The 19,000-nt window shown below is 71.5% G+C and carries 16 protein-coding genes and 1 pseudogene; 6 read left to right on the forward strand and 11 right to left on the reverse strand.

Annotation, left to right across the window (positions count from 1 at the left end):
- Positions 1 to 243: 243 nt before the first annotated feature.
- Positions 244 to 1,209 (reverse strand): annotated as a pseudogene (locus ACFXBC_RS23750) (SGNH/GDSL hydrolase family protein); the annotation flags it as partial.
- A gap of 180 nt (positions 1,210 to 1,389) precedes the next feature.
- On the opposite strand from ACFXBC_RS23750, the gene ACFXBC_RS23755 reads away from it, so the two are divergent.
- Complete coding sequence (locus ACFXBC_RS23755; RefSeq protein WP_385027969.1) at positions 1,390 to 2,781, forward strand: cystathionine beta-synthase; 1,392 nt, start codon at positions 1,390 to 1,392, stop codon at positions 2,779 to 2,781.
- Positions 2,782 to 2,959: 178 nt separating this feature from the next.
- Here ACFXBC_RS23755 and ACFXBC_RS23760 read toward each other — a convergent pair whose 3' ends face one another.
- Positions 2,960 to 3,526: a TetR/AcrR family transcriptional regulator gene (locus ACFXBC_RS23760; protein WP_385027871.1), complete on the reverse strand. Its 567-nt coding sequence runs from the start codon at positions 3,524 to 3,526 to the stop codon at positions 2,960 to 2,962.
- Positions 3,527 to 3,672: 146 nt separating this feature from the next.
- On the opposite strand from ACFXBC_RS23760, the gene ACFXBC_RS23765 reads away from it, so the two are divergent.
- Positions 3,673 to 4,572, forward strand: a complete 900-nt coding sequence (locus tag ACFXBC_RS23765) for an SDR family oxidoreductase (protein ID WP_385027875.1) — start codon at positions 3,673 to 3,675, stop codon at positions 4,570 to 4,572.
- 475 nt (positions 4,573 to 5,047) lie between these two features.
- Here ACFXBC_RS23765 and ACFXBC_RS23770 read toward each other — a convergent pair whose 3' ends face one another.
- The 4 genes from ACFXBC_RS23770 to ACFXBC_RS23785 form a co-directional block, all read right to left on the reverse strand.
- Complete coding sequence (locus ACFXBC_RS23770) at positions 5,048 to 5,491, reverse strand: hypothetical protein (protein WP_385027878.1); 444 nt, start codon at positions 5,489 to 5,491, stop codon at positions 5,048 to 5,050.
- Between the two features lie 100 nt (positions 5,492 to 5,591).
- Positions 5,592 to 7,013 carry a purine-cytosine permease family protein gene (locus ACFXBC_RS23775; RefSeq protein WP_385027880.1) on the reverse strand — a complete coding sequence of 474 codons (1,422 nt, stop codon included), beginning with the start codon at positions 7,011 to 7,013 and terminating at the stop codon, positions 5,592 to 5,594.
- A 131-nt stretch (positions 7,014 to 7,144) separates the two neighbouring features.
- Positions 7,145 to 7,648, reverse strand: coding sequence for a cysteine dioxygenase (locus ACFXBC_RS23780; protein WP_385027883.1), 504 nt, complete (start codon positions 7,646 to 7,648; stop codon positions 7,145 to 7,147).
- Positions 7,645 to 8,649 (reverse strand): amidohydrolase, encoded by a 1,005-nt coding sequence (locus tag ACFXBC_RS23785; RefSeq protein WP_385027886.1) that lies wholly within the window; start codon positions 8,647 to 8,649, stop codon positions 7,645 to 7,647. Before ACFXBC_RS23785 ends, ACFXBC_RS23780 begins: the two co-directional genes overlap by 4 nt.
- Positions 8,650 to 8,809: 160 nt before the next feature.
- Between ACFXBC_RS23785 and ACFXBC_RS23790 the strand changes: the two genes are divergently transcribed.
- Positions 8,810 to 9,859 carry a LacI family DNA-binding transcriptional regulator gene (locus ACFXBC_RS23790; RefSeq protein ID WP_385027889.1) on the forward strand — a complete coding sequence of 350 codons (1,050 nt, stop codon included), beginning with the start codon at positions 8,810 to 8,812 and terminating at the stop codon, positions 9,857 to 9,859.
- Between the two features lie 213 nt (positions 9,860 to 10,072).
- Here the strand turns inward: ACFXBC_RS23790 and ACFXBC_RS23795 are convergent, their stop codons facing one another.
- Positions 10,073 to 11,746, reverse strand: a complete 1,674-nt coding sequence (locus ACFXBC_RS23795) for a carboxylesterase/lipase family protein (RefSeq protein WP_385027892.1) — start codon at positions 11,744 to 11,746, stop codon at positions 10,073 to 10,075.
- A gap of 128 nt (positions 11,747 to 11,874) precedes the next feature.
- Between ACFXBC_RS23795 and ACFXBC_RS23800 the strand changes: the two genes are divergently transcribed.
- Complete coding sequence (locus ACFXBC_RS23800) at positions 11,875 to 12,618, forward strand: TetR/AcrR family transcriptional regulator (protein ID WP_385027895.1); 744 nt, start codon at positions 11,875 to 11,877, stop codon at positions 12,616 to 12,618.
- A gap of 123 nt (positions 12,619 to 12,741) precedes the next feature.
- On the opposite strand, the gene ACFXBC_RS23805 is transcribed toward ACFXBC_RS23800, so the two are convergent.
- Genes ACFXBC_RS23805 through ACFXBC_RS23820 form a run of 4 tightly spaced genes read right to left on the reverse strand, consistent with a single transcriptional unit; the run spans position 12,742 to position 16,323 of the window.
- Positions 12,742 to 13,671 (reverse strand): ABC transporter substrate-binding protein, encoded by a 930-nt coding sequence (locus ACFXBC_RS23805; RefSeq protein WP_385027898.1) that lies wholly within the window; start codon positions 13,669 to 13,671, stop codon positions 12,742 to 12,744.
- 16 nt (positions 13,672 to 13,687) lie between these two features.
- Positions 13,688 to 14,359, reverse strand: coding sequence for an ABC transporter permease (locus ACFXBC_RS23810; RefSeq protein WP_385027901.1), 672 nt, complete (start codon positions 14,357 to 14,359; stop codon positions 13,688 to 13,690).
- Positions 14,360 to 14,362: 3 nt separating this feature from the next.
- Complete coding sequence (locus ACFXBC_RS23815; protein ID WP_385027904.1) at positions 14,363 to 15,022, reverse strand: ABC transporter permease; 660 nt, start codon at positions 15,020 to 15,022, stop codon at positions 14,363 to 14,365.
- A complete protein-coding gene (locus tag ACFXBC_RS23820; protein ID WP_385027907.1) occupies positions 15,019 to 16,323 on the reverse strand; it encodes an ABC transporter ATP-binding protein in 1,305 nt (434 codons plus the stop codon). The genes ACFXBC_RS23815 and ACFXBC_RS23820 overlap by 4 nt, the downstream gene beginning before the upstream one ends.
- 141 nt (positions 16,324 to 16,464) lie before the next feature.
- Here ACFXBC_RS23820 and ACFXBC_RS23825 point away from each other — a divergent pair, with 141 nt between their 5' ends.
- Positions 16,465 to 17,943, forward strand: a complete 1,479-nt coding sequence (locus tag ACFXBC_RS23825) for an aromatic amino acid ammonia-lyase (protein WP_385027972.1) — start codon at positions 16,465 to 16,467, stop codon at positions 17,941 to 17,943.
- 142 nt (positions 17,944 to 18,085) lie between these two features.
- Complete coding sequence (locus tag ACFXBC_RS23830; protein WP_385027975.1) at positions 18,086 to 18,922, forward strand: MurR/RpiR family transcriptional regulator; 837 nt, start codon at positions 18,086 to 18,088, stop codon at positions 18,920 to 18,922.
- The last annotated feature ends 78 nt before the right edge of the window (positions 18,923 to 19,000 follow it).

The raw sequence follows: 19,000 nt of genomic DNA on the forward strand, positions 1-19,000 counted from the left end.
GTACTGCCCTGCGGCAGGACCGGAGCCGGGTTGGGGAGCGGCCGGCGGGTGCGCCCCGGTGGGGCGGTTCCCGGTGGGCTGCCGCCCGTGCTCTCGCTCCTCGGGAGGCGCGGGAGCATCCGTGGTCTCAGCCGTCGCAGCCGCCCCGGTCACCCCAGCTGTCCCCGTAGCCCCAGCTGTTCCAGGAGCCTCCGCGATCTCGGCCGCCTCGGCACTCCCGGCGGCCTCAGCAGTCCCGGCCGCCTCCGCCGTCTCGGGAAGCCGCCGCCTCCTGCGGTGTTTCAGCAGGGCCCAGGGTGCGCGGGCGCCCGTGACCTCGGTGCCCGCCTCCGAAGCCGCGGCCGACGCGGCCTTGGCCACCGGCAGCATGTCCTCGTCGCGGGTGGCGTCCAGGTGGTCGGTCTCCGGCCACAGACCGAGTACGGCGCAGAGCGTGGGCAGTACCGCCATCGCGGCCGTCGCGTACCCCTCGGCCGAGGGGTGGTAGTTGTCCGGGCCGAAGAGCTCGCGGGGGTTCGCCGCGAACTCCGGGCCCAGCATCTCGCCCAGCGACACCGTACGGCCGCCCTGTTCGACCACCCCGATCGTCTGGGCCGCCGCCAGCTGCCGGGAGACCCGCCGGGCCAGCCACCGCAGCGGCTGGTAGACCGGCTCGACCGTGCCCAGGTCGGGGCAGGTCCCGACGACGACCTCGGCCCCCGCCGTACGCAGCCTGCGGACCGATGTCGCGAGATGGCGTACGGACTGGGTGGCCGGCATCCGGTGGGTCACGTCATTCGCACCGATCATGATCACGCAGACCTCGGGCAGCTTCCCGGGGTCGCCGAGCACCAGCCCGACCTGCCGGTCCAGGTCGTCCGACATCGCACCCGGCAGCGCGACGTTCCGCAGGTCCACCGGCCGCTCCGCCACCGCGGCGAGCCCCGATGCGAGCAGCGCTGCCGGGGTCTGGCCCGCCCGGTGCACGCCCTGGCCCGCCGCTGTCGAGTCGCCGAGCATGGCCAGCCGTAACGGCTCCAGATGCCCCGTACGGCCCGCGAACGCCAGTCCGTACCGCCCGTCCGCGCTCGGTGCCTGAGGGGCCCGTCCGCCGCCCACGGAACGTTTCGCCAGCTGGACCTCGGCCAGCAGCACTCCCACCGCGGCCGCTCCGACCAGCCCGATGCTCCCGCCGCCGTATGCCGCGCCCGCGGCGATCCGTCGCGCCACCCTCGCCCTCGACACTGCCGCCTCCTCCATAGCCGTACTCGTGCGTCGTGCTCGTGCGCCGTACCCGAGCGCTGTGCTGCTGCGCCGTGCCCCTGCGCCGGACTCGTGCGCCGTGCTCGCACCACCTAATTGCCCGCAGACCTGTGCTGCCCAATCTTGTCCAATACGCTGACCGCCATGGTGCAATTCCACGACTCGATGATCAGCCTCGTCGGCAACACCCCGCTGGTGAGGCTCAACAATGTGACCGCAGGGATCAGGGCGACCGTCCTGGCCAAGGTCGAATACTTCAATCCGGGCGGTTCTGTGAAGGACCGTATCGCCGTCCGCATGATCGAGGCGGCGGAGCAGAGCGGCGAGCTGGTGCCCGGCGGCACGATCGTCGAGCCGACCAGTGGCAACACCGGCGTCGGGCTGGCGATCGTGGCCCAGCAGAAGGGCTACAAGTGCATCTTCGTCTGCCCGGACAAGGTGTCCACGGACAAGATCAACGTACTGCGGGCCTACGGCGCCGATGTCGTCGTCTGCCCCACGGCAGTGGACCCCGACCACCCCGACTCGTACTACAACGTCTCCGACCGGCTGGTCCGCGAGACGCCGGGCGCGTGGAAGCCCGACCAGTACAGCAACCCGAACAACCCGCGCTCGCACTACGAGACCACCGGGCCCGAGCTGTGGGAGCAGACGGAGGGGCGGATCACCCACTTCGTCGCGGGTGTCGGCACGGGCGGCACGATCAGCGGGACCGGCCGGTACCTCAAGGACGTGTCCGACGGACGGGTCAGGGTCATCGGCGCCGACCCGGAGGGCTCCGTGTACTCGGGGGGCTCGGGGCGGCCCTATCTGGTCGAGGGCGTCGGTGAGGACTTCTGGCCGACCGCGTACGACCGGACGGTGACCGACGACATCGTCGCCGTGTCCGACAAGGACTCGTTCCAGATGACCCGCAGGCTCGCCAAGGAGGAGGGCCTGCTGGTCGGCGGCTCCTGCGGGATGGCGGTCGTGGCGGCGCTGCGGGTGGCCGAGGGGCTCGGGCCCGACGACATCGTGGTCGTGCTGCTGCCGGACAGCGGGCGCGGCTATCTCTCGAAGATCTTCAACGACGAGTGGATGAACGACTACGGCTTCCTGGAGCAGCCCGGCACCGAGCCCCGTGTCGCCGATGTACTGCTCGGCAAGGAGGACGGCATCCCCCATCTGGTGCACATGCACCCGGAGGAGACCGTCGGCGACGCGATCGACGTGCTGCGCGAGTACGGCGTCTCCCAGATGCCCATCGTGAAGCCGGGCGCCGGCCACCCGGACGTGATGGCCGCCGAGGTCATCGGTTCGGTGGTGGAGCGCGAGCTGCTCGACGCGCTGTTCACTCAGCGGGCCTCCTTGGGTGACGCGCTGGAGAAGCACATGTCCTCGCCGCTTCCGCTGGTCGGCTCGGGCGAGCCGGTCGCCGATCTGATGGCCGTTCTGGGCAAGGCGGACGCGGCGATCGTGCTGGTCGAGGGGAAGCCGACGGGCGTGGTCAGCCGTCAGGACCTGCTGTCGTATCTGGCCCGCACGGCCCGGACCGCTTAGGGGCGCAGGGCAGGGGGGCGGCGGACCACTGGGGTCGTACGGTTCGCGCCCCCGGGGATTCGTGCCCCAGTGGCCCCGGGGGTGCGGGCGGCGTGGGACCCGCGCGCGGGGGAGAGCCCCGGGGCCCCGCGCGCGGGGCTCGGCCTCGCCGTCCGGTGCGTGGTCCGGTGCGTGGGGTTCAGGCTCCGGCGGTCACGGCCTTGAGCTCGGTGAGCGCCTCCCCGATGAGCTGCGACAGATCCCGTTCGCCGCTGTCGCCGATCCAGCTCTGGAACGCGACCCGGAAGACGGCGACCCCCGCCTCGGCCGCCAGGCTCGCGGTCGGCTCCCCGGCACCGCGCTGCCGCAGCGCCTCGGCCAGCGCCGACGCGAGTGAGGCCAGCTTGATCAGCTCGCGCTCCCGCAGCTCCGGATTCGCGGCGATGACGGTCTGACGACGCCTGGCCTGCTCGCGGCGCTCATGGAAATAGCCGCCCAGCGGTTCCAGCGCCACCGCTACCGCGTCGATCGGCGCCGCCGACGCGGGGGCTTCGGTGAGGTGGCCGACGAGCAGATCCTGCAGTACTTCCGAGCCCCCGAACAGCACCTCACGCTTGTCGGCGAAGTGCCGGAAGAACGTGCGCTCGGTGAGCCCGGCCCGCTTGGCGATCTCCGCCACCGTGGTCTGTTCGTACCCTCGCTCGACATAGAGCTCCAGCGCGGCCTGCGCCAGCCGGTCCCTCCCGTTCGGCTCCCATCGACTCATGCCGCAGATCCTACGCGATGACAGTGACTGCCGTCAGATGTTACGGTGACGACGACAGTCACTGACATCAATGGCGTCGGCCGTCCGGGTGCAGCTCCTGAACCCTGAACCCCGAACCGGGACGCCGGAAATCCGGAGGTTCTCCCATGCGTGTCTTCGTCACCGGAGCGTCGGGCTTCATCGGCTCGGCCGTCGTCGCCGAACTCATCGGCGCCGGACACCAGGTCACCGGGCTCGCCAGGTCGGACGCCTCGGCCGCCGCGCTCACCGCGATGGGGGCCGGGGTGCACCGCGGCGACCTCGGTGACACGGACAGCCTGCACGCCGGGGCTGCCGCGTCGGACGGGGCGATCCACCTCGCGTTCATCCATGACTTCTCGCAGCACGAGAACGCTGTACGTGTCGATCTGCGCGCCATCGAGACGCTGGGCGCCGCGCTGGAGGGATCGGGCCGCCCGCTGGTCATCGCATCCGGCACGCTCGGGCTTCCGGCCCTGGGCCGGGTGGCGACGGAGAAGGACATGCCCGCACCGGACTCACCCCGGACGGCCGCGGCGGATGCGGCGCTCTCCCTGTCCTCGCGCGGTGTCCGCTCGTCCGTCGTACGTCTTGCCCCCTCGGTGCACGGGGAGGGGGACCACGGCTTCGTACCGGTGCTGATCGCCACCGCACGGGAGAAGGGCGTCTCCGGGTATGTGGGGGACGGGTCCAACGAGTGGCCGGCGGTGCACCGGCTCGACGCCGCACGGCTCTTCCGGCTGGCTCTGGAGAAGGCCCCGGCGGGCTCCGTGCTGCACGGGACCGGCGAGGAGGGCGTGCCGGTCCGCACCATCGCCGAGGTGGTCGGCCGCCATCTCGGGCTTCCGGTGGCCTCCGTCGCCCCCGGGGACGCGGCCGGGCACTTCGGCTGGCTGGGCGGTGCTCTCGGGGCCGGTGTCCCGACGTCGAGCAGCCTGACGCGTGAACTGCTGGGCTGGCAGCCCGAGCACCCCGGACTCGTGGCGGACCTCGAAGAGGGGCACTACTTCGGCGTCCGGACCGCCTGACGGTCTTTCCGGCGTCCGGCCGCGGTCAGGGTTCGCCCAAGTGGTACACGGGTGACACGCCCGCGCAGCACCGGCTTAACACGGCTGCGGCAGATTGGTGGATGCCGGAGGGGAGACCCCCGGCACCACGAACGGCGTCACGGACCTCCGGAGCGGCTCCCGGCCTCCAGGACGCCATGGACGCGGCAACCCGGCCCTGACCCGGACCCGCGTCCCTCGCGGGGACCGTCGTCGTCCCGCCCCCCGGTCCGCCGGGGGTGCGACGGCCCCCGCGATTCTCCCCGTGGTCGCGTGGTCCCCGGTGATTTCCCGGGTTGTCTCGCGTGGCCCCCCGCGGCCCCACGATCCTGCGACCTGTGGTCCCTGCCCCCGATTCCCCCGACCTCCTGGCACGGCGGCAGGGCGTACGCGGGACCGGCGCCGCCAGTCAGCCCCCGCCAGCCAGCCCCCCCGTCAGCCGGCCCCCCCGGCGACCTCACCCCTCCCAGTCGGATCCCGACGAGGACGGCGACGGCTTCGAGCGGCTGCGCAGATGCCGGAACAGGCCGCCGTCCCGGGCGGCGTGGACCGTATTGACGCCCACGATCCCCAGCCAGGTGACGATCAGCCCCGGCAGCTCCGCGTTGATCACCGCGATCGCCGACAGCGGGACGGCCAGGATCATCGTGACGATCCCGAACCCGAACCGTTCGCCGAAGCCGCTCTCGGGCTGCTGCGGGCGGCTGCTGCCCCGGGCGACGACCATCTGCTGCTCGGCCATCTGCCGGCGCACCCGGCGGTCCACCGTGCCGTCGAGCCGCTGCTCGACCTTCTCCAGGAACGATTCGACCAGGGCCGAGTCGTAATCCTCGCCCAGTTCCCTGCGGGCGTGCAGGGCGGCGTCGAGTTCCTTCTTCAACTCCTGGTCGCTGGCTTCCATGGTGTCCACGGTATGAATCCGGGGCCGGGGAGGCAGTGGTGCTAACCCCCCAATCCGCAGGGGTACTTCCACCCCCCCAGGATCCGTACCGCGTACCGCCCTACGGGGAAGGCACCCGCTCCGGTACGGGGTCGGCGGCCGGGGCCAGGATGGTGGCCTCCGGGATGTGCGCGGTGTTGCGCCGCGCCAGCACCCAGTACACCGCCGCCGGGACCACGAGCCCCACGATCCAGGAGATGTCCGCGCCGCCGAGGTGGCTGACCAGCGGGCCGGTGTAGAAGGACGTGGCGAGGAAGGGGAACTGGGCGACCAGGCCGATTCCGTAGACCAGCAGGGCGTCCCAGCGCCAGGCGCCGTAGCGGCCCTTCGGGTCGGAGAGGGCCGGGATGTCGTAGCGCTCGCGGGAGACCAGGTAGTAGTCGACCAGGTTGATCGCCGACCACGGTGTGAAGAAGGCCAGCAGGAAGAGCAGGAAGTCCTTGAAGGAGTCGAGGAAGCTGTCCTTGCCCGCCAGCGCCACCACCGTGCCGGCCACCATGATGACCAGGATGTAGAGGGAGCGGCCGCGCGGGGTGAGGGTCTTCTGGCCGCGGAAGCCGCTGATGCTCGTCACCATCGACATGAAGCCGCCGTACGTGTTGAGCACGTTGATCGTGAGCTTGCCCAGCGCGATGACGAAGTAGAGGAGCGAGGCCATCAGACCGGTGCCGCCCAGGCCCACCACATAGCCGACCTGGCTGTTCAGGAAGGCGTCGCCCGCGGTCGCCGCCACCAGGACGCCGAAGGTCATCGACCACTGCGAGCCGAGTGTCGTACCGCCGAGCGTCCACCAGAACGTGGCGCGGCCACTGGTCGTACGGGGCAGATAGCGCGAGTAGTCCGCCACATACGGGCCGAACGCCAGCTGCCAGGAGGCCGAGAGCGAGATCGCGAGCAGGAACAGCGGGAACGAGAAGCTGTGGTCGTGCAGGACCGTTCCCAGGTCGATGCGGTCGAGCAGCCGGATCCCGAGGTAGATGAAGGCGATGGCGCAGATGATGCTCGCCACCCGGCCCAGAGTGTGGATCACCCGGTAGCCGATGGTGGCCACGGCGGCGGTGATCACCGCGAAGACGACGATCCCGGTGGTGTCCCCGAGGTGGGTCAGCTTGCCCACCGCCTGGCCCGCCAGGACCGTACCGCTGGCGAAGAACCCGACGTACATCAGGATCACCAGGGCCAGCGGCACCACCGCGCCCTTGACGCCGAACTGCGCCCGGGACGAGATCATCTGGGGCAGCCCGAGCCGTGGGCCCTGCGCCGAGTGGAGGGCCATCACCGCCCCGCCCAGCAGATTGCCGAGCAGCAGCCCGACGATCGACCAGAGCGCGCCGCCGCCGAAGACCACGGCGAGCGCCCCGGTCACGACGGCGGTGATGTGCAGATTCGCGCCCACCCAGAGGGTGAACTGGGAGAAGGCGCTGCCATGGCGCTCCTCGTCGGGGACGACATCGATCGACCGCTGTTCCACCAGGCCTGCCACCGGACGGCCTCCCTCTCACCACTGCGTTGCCCACGCGGGCCGGTAGGTGTGCCGACCGCGATGTATCGATCTATGCAGAGTGTGTCGTGATGAATGGAAGGTCAATAGGTCCAGGTCAATTAGCTGCTTCTTCAGGCCGCCGAACTGTCCATTGGGCGTAGTTCGTCCGCATATGAGACGGAAATTCGACGCATCAGACCGTCGTCGCTGATGTCGTACTGGCCGAGCCGCCAGAGCGGCGGCGAGTACGCGTGGATCGAGACCGCGTCATCGGTCGCCCCGGTCAGCCGGTGGATGTGGTCGGGGCCGAAGCAGAAGGAGGTGCCGGCGCCGACGGCCGTCGCGAGGTGCTGGCCGCCGATGCGCGGGTTCGACTCGGTCAGTACGCCCTGGATCACCCGGACCGCACCCGACGAGATGTCGTGGTCGTGCCAGCCGGTGTCGTTCTGCCGGGTCCAGCAGAGCAGCCAGATGTCGACGTACTCGTCACGGTGCAGTGAGGCGTAGTGCCGCTCGGTGTCCGAGAAGGCGACCTCGGAGCGCCACAGCTCGGGGCGGGTGGCCAGGTCGTCCACCAGGGACTGGAGTTCACGCTTGTCGAGGGCGCGGTCGGGCAGTGCGGCGTCGTAGGTCACGGGGTTGCTCCGTTCAGGAGGCGGGCGGGGTTGGTCGCGCGCAGCGCGTGGAGGGCGGCTTCGGCGCCGAGGTCGGGGGTTACGGGACCGGGGGGTGCGGTGCGTGGCGGCTTGTTGGAAGGGTGGTGGTGGGTGGCGGGATCGAGAGGTGTGGCGCGCAGCGCCTCGTTGGGAGGGTGGTGGTGGGTGGCGGGGCGGGCGTACGGGCGGTCGCTGCCGTTCACGACTCCGTCGATGCCGACCACCCGGACCAGGCTGTCCACGGCCCGGGTGCCGTACGAGGAGGTCTCGTAGAAGACGTCGCGGTCGCCCGCGCCCCGGCCGCCGCCCCGGGCCGCGAGCCGCTCGCCGTGCAGCGGGGCGAGGCCCGCCAGGGCGGCGAAACAGACCCGCAGCCCGGGGTGGCGCGGTCGGCCGAACGCGCGGAAGGCGAACCAGGACGCGTGCAACTGCTGGACGTACGGCACCAGCGCCGGCCACCACGGCGGGGTGCCGGGGCCGCCTGGCGGCGCCGCGCCCGGGTGGACGAAGAGCGGCCGGCCCGCGCGGCTGAGGGCGTCGAGCAGTGGTGTGCAGTGCGCCCAGCCCGCCTCGTCCTGGAGCGCGGTCGCGGGCAGCTGGAGACCCACGCACCCCCGGTCCAGGGCGCGGGCCAGCACTTCCGGGTCCGGTGCGACGAGCCCGGCCGACGCCCATACGCCGAAGGGTGCCGGAAGGGCCAGGGCGCCGTCGTGGAAGGCGGCGAGCAGCGGGTCCGCCTCGGCGGGCGGCAGGTACTCGATGCCGAGCGGACTGGAGAGCGAGACGAGCGCGAGGCCGAGCCCGTCGGCACGGGCCAGTGCGGTGCGGGCCGCGATGTCGTGATCGGCCGGATCGACCTCGTACGGCGGCTCGCCTCGCAGATGGAGGGTCCAGCCGTCCAGGTACGGGGCGGTGGTCCGGGCGCGCAGCAGGGCGGTGAAGGCCGGTGGCCAGAGGTGCTGGTGGACGTCTACGTGCAAGGCCGACCTCGGGTCGAAGGGAAGTGAAGGGAAGTGAAGCGGTTAACTGATGCGCTTAAGTGAAGCGGTTAACCCCTTGCGGCGTCAAGATGGGGCGGCAGGATGAGGCAGTAAGGCGCGATGTCGGGGAGCGGCACCGGGGCGCGGGTAGGCTTCCTCCATGGCCAGGCCGAGCAAGCGCACCACCCTCCGCGAGGTGGCTGAGGCCACCGGCCTCTCCACTGCCGCCGTCTCGTACGCGCTGCGCGGCAAGCAGGTGTCCAAGGAGACCGAGGAGCGGGTCCGCAAGGCCGCCGCCGAGCTGGGCTATGAGGCGGACCCCATCGCCCGCGCCCTCGCCAGCGGCCGTACGAGCATGGTCGGCGTCATCGCCGGTGACCTCCAGGACCTCTGGCAGCAGCAGCTGATGGCGGCCATAGGGCGCGAACTCCTGGCGGGCGACCGCTATGCGCTGATCCTCGACGCGGGCGGCGACCCCCGGCGGGAACTGGTCCTCGCCAAGCAGCTCAGGGACCAGCGGGTGGACGGTCTGCTCGTCTCGCCCGTCGACCCCTCGGCCGAGGGGTGGGCGAAGATCGCGGACGCGGTCCCCGTGGTCTCCGTCGGCGACTCGCTCCAGCGGGCCAGGACCGCCGGGGAGGTGCTCTTCGACAACCGCGCCGGGATCGACGCGGTGCTCGGATACCTGGCACGGCTCGGGCACCGCCGGGTGACGGTGCTGACCCCGACCGGGCCGAGCACCCCCGACCGCCCTGCCGACGTCTATGTGCGCGAGGCCGCGGAACGGCTCGGTCTCGACGTCGAAGTAGTGCCGTGCGCACAGGAGTTGGGTGAGGCGACCGGGGTGGCGCGCGGGGTCGTGCGTGGGGTGGTGGACGGTGGCTCCACCGCGGTCTTCTGCTTCTCGGACTCGATCGCGTACGGGGTGTACGCGGCGGTCGCCGAGGCGGGCCTGGTGATCGGCCGGGACCTGTCGGTGGTCGGCTTCGACGACCACCCGGTCTCCCGGGTGCTGACGCCCGCGCTGACCACCCTGGACTGGGGGCTCGCGGAGATCGCGGCGGAGGCGGCGCGGCTGGCTGTGGCGGCGATCGAGGGGCGGCGGGTGCGGCGCAAGCGGATTCTGTGTGCGCCTCGCCTGGTGGAGCGCGGGTCGGCTGCGGGGGCGCTGCCCCCGGGCCCCGGGGCATCAAGCGCCGGCCGGGCTTGACGTGTGGCCTCAAACGCCGGCCGGGCTTGTTCTGGGCTGGGGTCTGCCCTCTGGCGCCGGCTGGGCTTGATTTGGGCTGGGGTCTGCCCTCTGGCGCCGGCCGGGCTCGTTTTTGCTGAGGTCTGCGCTCAAGCGCCGGCCCCGCTTGTCGCAAGGGGGCTGATGCGGGCTGACGGGCCAGGGGCCCGGTGGAGGCGGGCGCCGTGGCAGCCGTCAGCTGCCGATGGTCTTCCAGAAGCCGCACTGGTGTTCCTGGGCGAGATCGGCCGGTTCCGTCTTCCCCGGTTGCAGCGTCTGGACATGCTCGCCGGTTCCGAACCGGGGCCAGGGGGCCGCGCCGTGGCCGTTCGGGTTGCCCGTGCGGGCGAACTGGGCCCAGTAGCGCACCATCGTGTCCGCGAGCCGGTGCTGAGCGGGTGTGGCCGGGCCGGGGAGCTGCTCGTCGGTGAAGAGATACTGCAACTCGCTGCCGTGGAACGCCCCGGTGGGGAAATCGGGTTTCTTGAGGGTGCTGAACCAGGGGGCCCGGGCGTCGTCGAACTCGTAGGCATAGGTCGGCACTTGACGGTTCAGGGTCCGGTCCCGATCGAGGACCGTGCACCCCCAGGCCCAGTCGCTGACGACGGTGGACAGCGCCTCGCCGGGGGACCGGAAGCGGCCGACGGGGTAGCGGGCCAGGACGCGGGCCGCGTCGGCCGGGGTGAAGAGCGTCCGGATCTGCTGCCGGTAGGCGGCGTCGGTCGTCCTCCGGCCGGTCGCGGCTTCGATGGCCGCGGTGAAGAGGCGGTGTTCGTCCCGGGTGGTTCCCTGGATGACGGGGACCCGGTTGAAGTGGCCGGTGGCGAAAGCCTTTTCCGGGCTCACGGGCAGGATGCCGCCGCCGACCGCCGGTCCCGACCCGAGTCCGTAGTCGGACCACTTGGCGAGTTCCGCCACGGGTACGGCGCGCAGACAGGCTGCTGCTGTGCGGGGGGCGGAGCAGCCGACCTTGGCCGCTACGTCGAGCCCGTGCCGCTCGCGCTCCGCGCGCGGCAGCGGGAACCAGGTCGCCGGACCCGGTGACCACTTGCGTCCTGTGCACTGGGCGCTCTGCAGAATCGCCTTCTGGAAGAGGCCCGCCGACCCGGGCGCCACGAGATGCGCGCAGACGCTGGTACCGCCGGCCGACTCACCGAAGAGCGTGACGTTCGCCGGATCGCCGCCGAATGCCGCCGCGTTGCGCCTCACCCACCGCAGCGCGGCCTGCTGGTCCTCCAGGCCGAAGTTGCCCGACAGGTGCCTCGCCGGACCGTGGTCGAGCGCGGGGTGGGCGAGGAATCCGAAGACACCGAGCCGGTAGTTGAAGCTCACCACGATCACCTTGCCCATGGCGGCCAGGCGCTGTGCGTCGTAAAGGCTCCCTGCGCCATTGATGAAGCCGTTGCCGTGGATCCACACCATCACCGGCAAATCGCGGGCGCTGCCGCGCACCGGCGTGGTGACGTTCAGATAGAGGCAGTCCTCACTGCTGCTCTGCTGGTCGATGAGGCCCGCTGCCTGTGCGCACCGGTTGCCGGGCCCTGTGGCGTTCCGTACGCCTGACCAGGACGCGGCCGGCCGGGGTGACGCCCAGCGCAGCCGCCCGACCGGCGGGGCGGCGTAAGGGATGCCCTGGAACATCCGGGTGTTTGCGCCGAGGCGTCCCTCGACCAGGCCGGTGTCCGTCCTGACCACGGGGGCGGGGGCGCTCCGGCCTCCCCCGGCGTGACGCGCTGCCTGTGAGCTTCCGGCTGCGCCGCTGATCATGGCGCCGCAGAGCAGGACGGTCAGCAGGGCCCGCAGGCGCGACCGCACCGTGACCTGCCGACGGCGGTGCGCCGGTAAGAGATCCTGACGTAGGGAAGACACCGATGTTCACATCCTCAGAGAGTTCGTGTGTGGCCCACACGAATATAAAGTGTGGGGCACCCACAAAGTCAATGCCCCGTGGACGGAACAGTGCCCCTGTGGACGAGACATGGAGATGAGTGAGCCCGATGCCGACAAGTGACGACGAGCGGCTGCCACCCGGCCTCGCCCTGGCGTGGGGGCTGCCCGTCAAGACGGGGCGGCTGGGCCGGAAGCCCTCGCAGAGCGTCGAGGGAATCGTCGAAGCAGCGGTCGGGCTGGCCGACGAGAAAGGCTTCGCGGCCCTGTCCATGCCGAACATCGCCAAGCGGGTGGGGCTCACCGCCAACGCGGTCTACCGGTACGTCAGCTCGCGGGACGAACTGCTGGTGCTCGCAGCCGAGACCGCGTGGGGACCGGCGCCTGACCTGGAAACCGGCACGGGCCGGTGGCGGGCCGCCGCCGCCAGGTGGACCAGGGCGATGATCGAGCGCTGCGACACCCATCCATGGCTGCCCGACCTGCCCATCCGCGGAGCGCCCGCGACCCCGAACCTGCTGCGCTGGACAGAAGTACTGCTGGAAGCGCTCACCGGCGCCGGGCTGAGCTCCGCCGAATCGCTGCGGTGTGCGCTGTTGCTCGACGGCTACGCGCGGCGCATCGCCAGTGCCCGCCGGGACGTGCGCGACAGCAGTGCGGCGCCGGTCGAGTCGGCCGCTGTCGCACGGTTCCTCCAACCGCTCCTGCACGAGCACGGATATCCGATTCTGGCGTCCATGATGGCGCACCACGAATACGACGACGAGGTCGGCGACGATGACGTGGAGTTCGGTCTGACCCGGATCCTGGACGGAATCGAGGTCCTGATCGCCCGACGGACGCAAGACCGCTGAACTGCGGCTCGACCAGCGTGACATGGCTTCTCAATCGCCGGACGGATCCAAGCCCGTCCGGCGATTGAGGACCGGGGATTGAGAGGCCGGGGCCCGGGGCGGCGCCCCGGGAGGGTGGCTCCGTTACGCCGTCACCTTGTGCTGCTTCAGCCACGCGTCCGCGACCCTGTCGGGGTCCTTCTTGTCCTTGTCGACCAGGCGGTTCAGCTGCGTCAGCTCCTCCGTCGTCAGCGCGTTGCCCAGCAGGGCCAGCGCCTTGCGGACCTTGCCGTCCGCCTTGCGGGCGGCGATCAGCGGGACGACGTGCTGGGCGGGCACCAGATGCTTCGGGTCCTCCAGGACGACCCACTTGTTCGCCGCGACGTCCACGTCCGTCGTGAAGACATTGGCGACGTCCACATCGCCCTTCTTGAGCGCGCCCTTGACCAGCGGCCCCGACGAGTCCAGCGCCTTGAACTCCTTGAACTCCACGCCGTACTGGTCCTTGAGGCCGACCACCCCCACGACCCGCTTCTTCATCTCGGCCGCGGCGCCGAACACCAGCTTCCCGTTGGCCTTTCTGAGGTCGGCGAGGGTCTTGAGACCGTACTTGTCGGCCGTCTCACGCGTCACCGCGAAGCTGTCGCGGTCCTCGGCCGCCGCGTACGGCAGCACCTCCAGGCTCGCGGGCAGCACGGCGGCCAGCGCGTTCTGCATCGCGCCCGCCTCCGTCTCGGTGGCCTTCTTGTTCAGATAGAGCAGCAGACTGCCCTGGTACTCCGGGAGCAGATCGATGTCGCCCCCCTTCAGCGCGGGGACGATGATCTCGCGGGAGCCCAGGTTGGGTTTGACCGTGGCCTTGATGCCCGCGGCCTTGAGGGCCCCCGCGTACAGATAGCCGAGTATCTGGTTCTCGGTGAAGTTGGCGGTGCCGATGACCAGCCCGCCCGAGCTGCTCCCCGAGTCGCCGCCGGATCCGCCCCCGTTGAGGGACGTGATGCCGGACGAGCAGGCGGCGAGCGCGGGTGCGGATGCGCCGGCCAGCAGGGCGGTGAGTGCGGTACGTCGGTTCATCTCGGGTCTCCAGAAGTCAGCGGGCGGTGTCGGGTCGGCCGCGCAGCAGCAGCCGCTGCACCCCGCCCAGGGCGAGGTCGGCGAGGACGGCGAGGACGGCGACGAGCACCGCGCCGCCGAGCACCTGCACCAGATCGCGCTGGGCGAGCCCGTCGAATACGTACCGGCCGAGTCCGCCGAAGCTGACATAGGCGGCGATGGTGGCGGTGGCCACGACCTGGACGGTCGCCAGCCGGATGCCGGTCATGATCAGGGGCAGCGCGAGCGGGAGTTCGACCTGCCAGAGGACCTGGTGGCCGCGGAGCCCCACGCCCTTCGCCGCGTCCTTGACCTCCGGGTCGACGGCGGCCATGCCCGCGTACGTATTGGTGATGATCACCGGTACGGCGAGGGCGACTAGCGAGACGTACACCGGCCAGATCGAGAGCCCGCCCGCCAGGAAGACCAGGGTCACCAGGCCGACGGTGGGCAGCGCACGGCCGAAGGACGCCAGGTTGACCGCGATGAACGCACCGCGTCCGGTGTGGCCGATCAGCAGCCCGACGGGGAGCGCGATGACGGCGGCGACGAGGGTGGCGAGCAGCGAGTACTGCAGATGCTCGACCAGCCGGTGCGCGATGCCTTCCGAGCCGGACCACTGGGCGGAGCTGGTCAGCCAGGACGCGAGGTTCTTGAGGAGTTCCAGCATGGGTCAGGCGCCCCTCTTCATGGAATGGCGCTGCCTGGCCCAGGGCGTGCAGAGCCACTGGACGGTGACGAGCACCGCGTCCGCCACCAGGGCGAGCAGCAGGGTCAGGACCACCCCGGCGACGACCGGGGTGGGGTAGTTGCGCTGGAAGCCGTCGGTGAAGAGCTGGCCGAGGCCGCCGTATCCGATGTAGCTGGCGACGCTCACCAGCGAGATCGACATCACCGTGGAGACCCGGATCCCCGCCATGATCACCGGGAGCGCCAGCGGCAGTTCCACGGTGAGCAGGGTGCGCAGCGGCCGGGTGCCCATGGCGGTGGACGCCTCGCGCACCCGGGCGGGCACCGCGTCCAGTCCCTCGACGGTGTTCCGTACGAGCACCACCAGCGTGTACGCGGTCAGTCCGGTGATCGCCGTCGTCCGGGTGAGCCCGGTGATCGGCAGCAGCAGGACGAAGAAGGCCAGCGAGGGGATGGTGTAGAGGATGTTGGAGAGGCCGAGTACGAAGCCGCGCAGCGCCCGCACCCGGTGGGCCAGGACCGCCAGCGGGAGCGCGATCAGCAGGCCGATGAGGACGGCGGGCACCGCGGTGGAGAGATGGTCGGCGGTGAGGTGCGCCATCTCGCCCGTGTGATCGGGGAACCAGCCCCAGTCGACGGTCATGCGGCGGTACCGGAGTCCGTGGGGGCGCCGTCTGCGGGGGTGCCGTCCGCAGAGGTAGCGGAGTCCGTGGCGGCCCCCGGGGCTGCGGGGGTGCCGGAGTCCGCGGGGATGCCGGAGTCCGCGGTGGTGGCCGGGGCCGTGGTGGTTCCGGAGTCCGTGGTGGCTCCCGGGTTCGCGGTGGTGCCCGACGCTGTGAGGGCGCCGGTGGCTCCCGCGGTCAGATGGGCCTCGCCCGCGCGGTCGTGGATGGCGTCACGGGAGGTGACGCCGGTCAGGGTGCCGGCGGCGTCGACCCGGGCCACCAGGCCGGCCGGGGAGGCGACGGACTCGTTGAGCGCGGAGAGCAGCGAGTCGCTGTCGCGCAGCGCCCGGACGGGGAGCAGCGGGGCGTCGCCCGCGGTCCCGGCCGCCGGGGCGTTGTCCGTGTCGAGCCAGCCCAGCGGCTTGCCGTCGGCCGATGTCACCAGCTGCCAGCGGCCCGTCCGCAGCGCGTCGGATATCCGCTCGTCGGCGCGGACGGCCGGGGCGGTGGCCTGGGGTATCCCGCCGAGCGTGGAGAGCGACAGCAGCTTCAGCCCGCGCTCGGCGCCCAGGAAGTCCGCGACGAAGTCGTCGGCGGGCCGGGCGAGCAGTTCGGCGGGCTCGGCACACTGGACGAGATGGCCGCCGGTACGGAAGACCGCGATGCGGTCGCCGAGCCGGACGGCCTCGTCTATGTCGTGGGTGACGAAGACGATGGTCTTGTTCAGATCCTTCTGCAGCCGCAGCAGCTCGTCCTGGAGCTGGGTGCGGACCACCGGGTCCACGGCGCCGAACGGCTCGTCCATCAGCAGCACCGGCGGGTCCGCCGCGAGCGCGCGGGCCACCCCGACGCGCTGCTGCTGGCCGCCGGAGAGCTGGTGCGGGTAGCGCTTGCCGGTGTCGGCGTTCAGCCCGACCGTCTCCAGCAGCTCCGCCGCGCGGGCCCGCGCCTTTCTGCGGCCCCAGCCGAGCAGCAGCGGGACGGTGGCCACGTTGTCCAGGACCGTCCGGTGCGGGAAGAGCCCGGACTGCTGGATGACGTAACCGATACCGCGCCGCAGCTCGGCGGCGTCCGCTTCGAGGATGTCCCTGCCCGCCAGGCGGATCGTGCCCGACGACGGGTCGACCATGCGGTTGATCATGCGGAGCGTGGTGGTCTTGCCGCACCCGGACGACCCGACGAGGACCGTGATCTGTCCTTCCGGCATGTCCAGGCTGAGGTCGTGGACCGCTGTGGTGCCGTTCGGGAAACGTTTGTGCACGGCGTCGAATTTGATCATCGGTCATCCCTTGCCCGACTGCATATGGTCATGCAGAGTTCTCGGTGTCTGAATAATTTGTCAATGGGCTGCGATAGAACACCGGTGACGCCGGTCCATCAGGCAAGACCGAATGTCGGAAAAAGGAGGCGTTCGCGCATGATGTCGTACCGCACGGTGGAGACCCAGACCGGCATCGTGGTCCTCGACGGTGAGTCCCTTCCGGTCGCCGATGTGGTCCGGCTCGCCCGCGGTACGGCCAAGCCCGTACCCGGAAACGAAGCGATGAAGCGCGCCGAACAGTCCTGGGACGCGGCCCGTGAGCTCGCCGCGTCCGGCCGCGTGTACGGACGCTCCACCGGTGTCGGCGCCAACCGTAACGAGTCGGTGCCGTCCGAGGCCGCCGCCGACCACGGACTGCGGCTGCTGCGCTCGCACGCCGGGGCGATAGGCGACCCGCTGCCGGGCCACGAGGTCAGGGCCATGCTGGCGGTGCGGGCCAACCAGTTGCTCGCCGGAGGGGCCGGGCTGCGGCCCACCGTCGTCACCGCGCTCTGCGAAGCCCTGGAGTCCGGCGCCCACCCCGTCGTCAACGCCTTCGGCTCGGTCGGGACCGGCGACATCGCGGCCCTCGCCCAGATGGGCCTCGCGCTGGCCGGTGAACACCCCTGGCAGGGCGGCCGGGCGCCCGCGGCGCTGAGCCTCGACAACAACGACGCCCTCGCCCTGATCAGCAGCAACGCCCTCACCCTCGGCCAGGCCGCGCTCGCACTCGACGAGCTGCGCGCCCTGGTCGACGCCACCCAGGTGGTGGCGGCGCTCTCGCTGCTCGCCGTGGACGGCTCGTTCGAGGCGTACGCGGAGCCGGTGCACGCGGCCCGCCCGCACCCCGGTTCGTACGCCGTCGCCGCCCGCAGCCGCCGCCTCCTCGGCGCACCCGAACGGCCCACCCCGCCGCTCGGCCGCATCCAGGACCCGTACGGCTTCCGCTGTGTCCCGCAGATCCACGGACCCGCGCAGGACGCGGCCGACCTGCTGGAGCGCACCATCGCCGTGGAGATCAACGCGGCTGCCGAGAACCCGCTGATCCGTGCGTCGGACATGGCCGCCTACCACCACGGCGGCTTCTACATGGCCCAACTGGCCCTGGCGCTCGACCATTTCAGGCTTGCCCTCACCCAGACCGCGCGGCTCTCCACCTCGCGGCTCTCCGCGCTGAACGAGCCCGGCTTCACCCGGCTCAGGCCCTTCCTCGCGGACGGCGAGGCGGCCTCGTCGGGCGTGATGATCCTGGAGTACGCGGCCGGGGCGGCCCTCGGTGAGCTGAGCGCGCTCTCCGCACCGGCCTCGCTCGGGCATGCCGTCCTCTCCCGCGGTGTCGAGGAGCAGGCCAGCTTCGCCTCGCTGGCGGCCCGTCAGGCGCTGCGGGCCGGACGGGCGTACCGCTATGTCGTGGGCTGCGAACTGGTCGCCTCGGTAAGGGCGTTGCGTCAGCGGGAGCTGCGTATCGACCCCGATCTTCCGGTTGGCCGCGCCTTCGCCCTGGCGGACGCCACGCTCGACCCGGACGTCGCGGACCGGCCGCTCACCGACGACGTGGAGACGGCCGCCGCGCTGCTCGACCGGTTCCATGACCTCTGAGGCGGACGGGCCTTCCGCGGCCGGTACCTCTCCCGGGCGGACGGCCCACCGGGGGCGGACCACGCTCCCCGGCGGACGGCTGCCAGGGGCGGGCGGTTCAATGAACTCTGATGTGGATGCGGAACTTGAGGGGGACGACGGCATGAGCGACAGCCCGGCCGCACGGCTGCAACAGCTCTTCGAAGGGCACCGGCTGACACCGACCCAGCGGCGCATCGCGCACTGCATGGTGCGGCAGGCAGCCGAGGCGCCCTTCCTCTCCTCGGTCGAACTGGCCGAACTGGCCGGGGTCAGCCAGCCGTCCGTCACCCGGTTCGCGGTGGCGCTCGGCTTCGACGGCTACCCGGCGCTGCGCCGCCATCTGCGGGAGGTCGCCCCGGCCGGCCGCGAGGCGGACGACGACAGCCTCAACGAGTACCAGCAGGCCGTCCACGCCGAGATGGAGAATCTGCGCCAGCTCGCCGAGATACTGGCCGATCCCTCCCTGGTGGAGCGCGCGGGCCGGCTGCTCGCCCAGTCCCCTTCCCTGCCGGTACTCGGGCTGCGCGCGGCCTCCTCGCAGGCCAGGGGCTTCGCGTACTTCGCGGCCAAGGTCCACCAGGACGTACGGCTGCTGGACGAGGGCGGCACGATGCTGGCCGACCGTATCGACGCCTCGGTACGGGCGGGGGCCACGGTGCTGCTCTGCTTTGCGCTGCCCCGCCACCCGCGTGAGGTGGTCGAGGCGCTCGCGTACGCCCAGTCGGCCGGGCTGACCGTGGTGACGGTCGCCGACTCGGCCTTCGCGCCGGTCGCCCGGCACAGCGACATCCTGATCCCGGCGGCGGTCGGCACCGGGCTGGCCTTCGACACGGTGTGCGGGCCGATGCTGCTGGGGCGGGTCCTCCTGGAGGCGATGTGCGACGACCTGCCGGATGCCCAGTCCCGGCTGGAGGAGTTCGACGCGCGGGCGGCGGCGCGGGGGCTGTTCATGGAGTAGCCGGGCTGTTCACGGAGTGACGGAGCAGCTGTCTCCGTGGCCTGTGCGGCCCCGGTGGCTTCTCACGGCGTACTCAGA

It is taken from the genome of Streptomyces sp. NPDC059398 (assembly GCF_042751845.1).
GTDB lineage: Bacteria > Actinomycetota > Actinomycetes > Streptomycetales > Streptomycetaceae > Streptomyces.